The sequence below is a fragment of the Sphingobacterium populi genome, assembly GCF_001586775.1.
GTDB classification, from domain to species: Bacteria; Bacteroidota; Bacteroidia; order Sphingobacteriales; family Sphingobacteriaceae; genus Sphingobacterium; species Sphingobacterium populi.
Genome location: NZ_LQXS01000012.1, coordinates 1 through 4,197, shown reverse-complemented (window position 1 = coordinate 4,197; position 4,197 = coordinate 1). Strand labels below are relative to the sequence as shown.

3 protein-coding genes are annotated in these 4,197 nt (G+C 33.9%); 1 reads left to right on the top strand and 2 read right to left on the bottom strand.

The genetic code is table 11. The annotated features are described in order from the left end of the window. The first annotated feature begins 338 nt into the window (after positions 1-338). The gene (locus A0125_RS15135) at positions 339-716 is read left to right on the top strand and encodes a lipocalin-like domain-containing protein (RefSeq protein ID WP_082785064.1); all 378 of its coding nucleotides are present in this window, start codon (positions 339-341) and stop codon (positions 714-716) included. A gap of 366 nt (positions 717-1,082) precedes the next feature. Here A0125_RS15135 and A0125_RS15130 read toward each other — a convergent pair whose 3' ends face one another. Together A0125_RS15130 and A0125_RS15125 are read right to left on the bottom strand one after the other, a co-directional pair. After that, positions 1,083-2,777, bottom strand: a complete 1,695-nt coding sequence (locus tag A0125_RS15130) for an ATP-binding response regulator (protein ID WP_197464907.1) — start codon at positions 2,775-2,777, stop codon at positions 1,083-1,085. A gap of 134 nt (positions 2,778-2,911) precedes the next feature. Continuing rightward, positions 2,912-4,150, bottom strand: coding sequence for a tyrosine-type recombinase/integrase (locus A0125_RS15125; RefSeq protein WP_066758285.1), 1,239 nt, complete (start codon positions 4,148-4,150; stop codon positions 2,912-2,914). Between the last annotated feature and the right edge of the window lie 47 nt (positions 4,151-4,197).

The window sequence follows — 4,197 nt, the reverse complement described above, 5'->3', positions numbered from 1 at the left end:
GGTTATATGTTTTAAACGTGCAACTTTTACTTCAGTAGTATCATCGATACCGTTATTGTCTTTTTCGCAGCCACCTAGGATAAATAAACTGGATGCTAAAATAAATCTAAGAATAGTTTGGATTAAGTTATACATAGCCCTTGATTTTTATCAAAAATGCTAAAAAATATATTGTGTACTAAGATGTAATTTAAAAATTCTTGTTTTCGGGATTAATTCAAGGTGATTTTTGCGTATATGTCGGTATGCCCTGTATGATAGGGAGAACAAACTTTCAAATAATCTGTTCTTATTTCATCGTCGTTCAGATGAGTTAATCTGTTTAAAACATAAAAAACATGAGAAAAGTACTGTTTGTTTTATTGCCTTTGCTTATCATTATGTCTTGTAAAAAGCATGAAGACGTTCAAGAAATTATGTTTCTTGGAGTGTGGAATACCAATAGCTTGCTCATCGATGGCGAGGAGCAAGTTGTGGGTAATGGGGAAAGTATCATTTATACTTTTGCCGCTGATTCAACTGGAACAGTTATGTACACTTATCAAGATGAAGATTCATATAAAGAGGAATTTACTTGGATATTTGAAGAAGATAGTAATACGTTGTTCCTTACACAGTTTGAGGTATTTGTAAGTCCTATGGAAATTAGAACCCTTACACAGCAAAATATGATATTAGATAATAATGGAAATATTTATACCATGAGTAGGAAGTAGTATGTTGGCTTACCATAACACTTTAAGTTTCCTCAAAAAGCTGAAAGTATAAAAAGATAAAGTAGTTATAGAGTAAAGGGATGTATTTGTCTTACAAAAAAAGTATAGATGGATAAATTTAAGTGTGCCACAAGTTAGCAGTCTGATTAAGTAGGAGTAGGTCATCGACATCTCAATACTCTACCTATAAATAGTGATACTCATCACTGTAATACACCATCTGTTATCTAGTTAATGTAAGATGTAAAAATATGGCATTTAATATTTTTTGATCTACGTCAATTTTATATTTCTATTTTCATTCTATGTGTGTGCCAATTTGAATTTTAGCAATTATGAAATTGTTAACTAGGTGACTACTGGATCTTAATTAAATTTACTTTTCGAGCCAAAAATTCCAGACAATTCTCCTAATTTATTTATAAGTATATTCGGTTCGAAGGGTTTAGTTATTAATTCATTTATACCTGCCCCCATTGCTTGATGAATTATGTCAGGTGAATTTGAAGCGGTTAATGCTATTATAAATACATTTGACTTATTTATATCATCCATTTTGCGAATTTCTATGGCTGTTTCTATCCCATTCATTATCGGCATACTAATATCCATTAAGATTACGTCGTAGTCGTTGCCTTTGATAAGTGATATCACCTCCATTCCGTTAGCGGCAATATCAGCAGAAATTTCCCATTGGGCGAAAAGGTGCTTCATATAAAAAATGTTAAGGTCATTATCTTCAGCAAGCAAAATTTTTAGTTGTTGCACTTCCACATTTATTGGATGCGACTCAATAACTGGGATTTCTTCAGCTTCCGATACTATTGCAAATGGTAATTTAAAGGACATTCGAGTGCCTTCACCGAGTTTGCTGGAAACGAAAATTTGGCTATTCATCATTTTTAGCAGTTGATCCACAATCGAGAGTCCGAGACCTGTTCCACCATATTTTCGATTAACACTAGCATCTGCTTGTTCAAAGGGGTTAAATATAGTTTGCTGCTGTTGCTGAGTCATGCCTATGCCTGAGTCACTAATTTCAAAGTCCAATAGGACGTAATAACTTGACCTTTCAATCTCGCAAACAGATATGGTAACATTGCCTTTATGTGTGAATTTTATAGCGTTGTCCAAAAGATTTGTGACAATTTGTGTAAGTCTTGTCGGATCCCCTTTGACCGTTAGATTATCAAGTTGGGGCTGTATACTTGCTTGCATGGAGATACCTTTACTATTTGCCTTATATCTCATCTGAGAAGTAATCTGTTGAATTAGAGGCGCAATTCGAAAATTAGTTTGTTCTATTTGCACCTGTCCCGCCTCTAGTTTATTTAAATCTAGAACATTATTAATAAGTGATAGTAGTGTTTTAGAAGAGATTTGCAAGGTTTTTAGAAGTTCACTCTGATTTTTATCATTCTGATCTATCTTTAAAAGGTTCGAGATGCCTATAAGCGAATTCAGAGGAGTACGTATCTCATGAGATATCGTTGCAAGAAATTTGCTGCGGCTTTCTGCTAAAAAGATATTTTGCATGGTCATTTCCTGACTATTATTAAGACTATCGAAGAGTATTTTATGAAAATAATGATGGGATAGGATTATAACTATCCAATTAATAAGGATATAAATATTATTCAAATTTGAAGGTAATGCTTGTAACACATGCACTCTGAATGGTATAATTTCTACAGCTATGAAGCATATGACAGCTATCCCCGAGTAAAACGTACCCCATTTTCTTCCAATCGCGTAAAAACTGCTGATTATGACCATGAAGATTGCTTGGATAGCAACAACATCCATTCCTACATCTTGATTAAATGCTCTGTAATAAATATGTAAGATGGTCGTAATAACTGCGTAGTGCACAAATATCCGTAGATGGCGATGAAAGTTTCTAATAACTATTATTAATATGGCTGATGTGATAATAAGACGTATAGATCTTCCTGTTCCTTCACCATCTAACCTTACCCATGAATCGTACAAATAGATTAAACCTTTTAATACATTGGCACTCAGCATTAAAGTAAACAACTTAATTAATGCGATTTCCATGTCGCCTGAAGTGTTCAAACTGAACAACTTTATGTTCTTTTTGTAAGACATTTTTGTTTGATTTTTTCTCTTTTGTAGCGATAGTCTGAACACTTACTCTTTAACTTATGCATACGTAGTTTGCTGATTTTTTCTCACATTCCTAGCGCGATCTTATATGTTTCCTCAAAATGTTGGTTTAATAATAAAATTCTTTGAGTATTTAAAGGATTTATATATCTCTGGAACATAAGTTCCGAGCTGTGTCCTGTCGCTTCCATTAGTAGAGGGGTAGGAATTTTTCCATAAAAGTTTGATACGAAGCTACGTCTCCCTACGTGTGTTGTAATTGCCTTCCATTTTGGGACATTCATGACACGGCTCCTAAATCCTATGCGCTTCCTTAGATTGACAGATTCTTCGAGACCAGCAATTTTGGATAAATACTTAATATGAATATTGTAAAGCTTATATGAGATTTTTGGTGGGAAACGGTTACCGTATTCAGCGATTACTTCCTGTACCGCGGGGTGGAGTGGAAGATGTATTTCTTTTTTTGTTTTACACTGCCTAAAGACTATGTATTTTTTATTTTGTACAATCTTAATCATATCTGAAGTAAATCTCATAAAGTCAGATATTCGCTGCCCAGTGTAACAACTTATTATCAACCAATCTCTGGCATTTTTTAACTGTTTGTACACCTTTAGATCCTTAATACGGAGTAATTCTTCCTCTGATAACGTAACCATGTCCATTTTATTAATTGTTTTCGGAATCTCTAATTCATACACAAACGTGCGGATTCCTCTTTTTTCCAAATGGTTAAGAACGGTGCGAATAAAGTACACTGTTCTATGTATCGTGCTTATTGAGTATGACTCTTCCTCACCGAAAGCCAGTAAACGAGGTATTATGGAAGCATTAATATCTCGAATAAATAGATTTTGGCCTAAATATGCTTCAAATTTCTGTAGGAGATTATAAAATACATGGTACCTTTTACGTGTTGAGGCTGAAATAATGTGTGCCCTTGATTTGATGTAGGCTTCTATACGATCCAACAAACCTCCCGAAGGAACACGTAAGTCAATGGAGGAGTGTTTACATATTATCTGTGTCAACTTTCGAAGTGAATACGGCTCGTTAGATGCTAGTAATGTATTAAAATATGTTGTTACGGCAACTCGAACATTATTTAGACGAACATTGACTTTTTTAAATTTTTTTAAATATATATTCTGTGGCCTTCCCTTTAAACTACACCACATATCAGCTTCTATACGGAGTGGAGTTGCTATTCTATCTGTTCGTAAGCCACCTTCATCAGTAACAAAAATAATTGTAGCGGGACAAGATGAAGTATCGATTTCAAAGTTAAATGTAATAGCCATTGCGAAAAAATTAAATGTAATTCAATAGCTAATTTAGGGATAAAGGA

Excerpts from the sequence above, each read along its gene's own strand:
- A0125_RS15135 (WP_082785064.1), top strand. The coding sequence starts at position 339 with ATGAGAAAAGTACTGTTTGTTTTATTGCCTTTGCTTATCATTATGTCT.
- A0125_RS15130 (WP_197464907.1), bottom strand. The coding sequence starts at position 2,777 with ATGGAAATCGCATTAATTAAGTTGTTTACTTTAATGCTGAGTGCCAAT.
- A0125_RS15125 (WP_066758285.1), bottom strand. The coding sequence starts at position 4,150 with ATGGCTATTACATTTAACTTTGAAATCGATACTTCATCTTGTCCCGCT.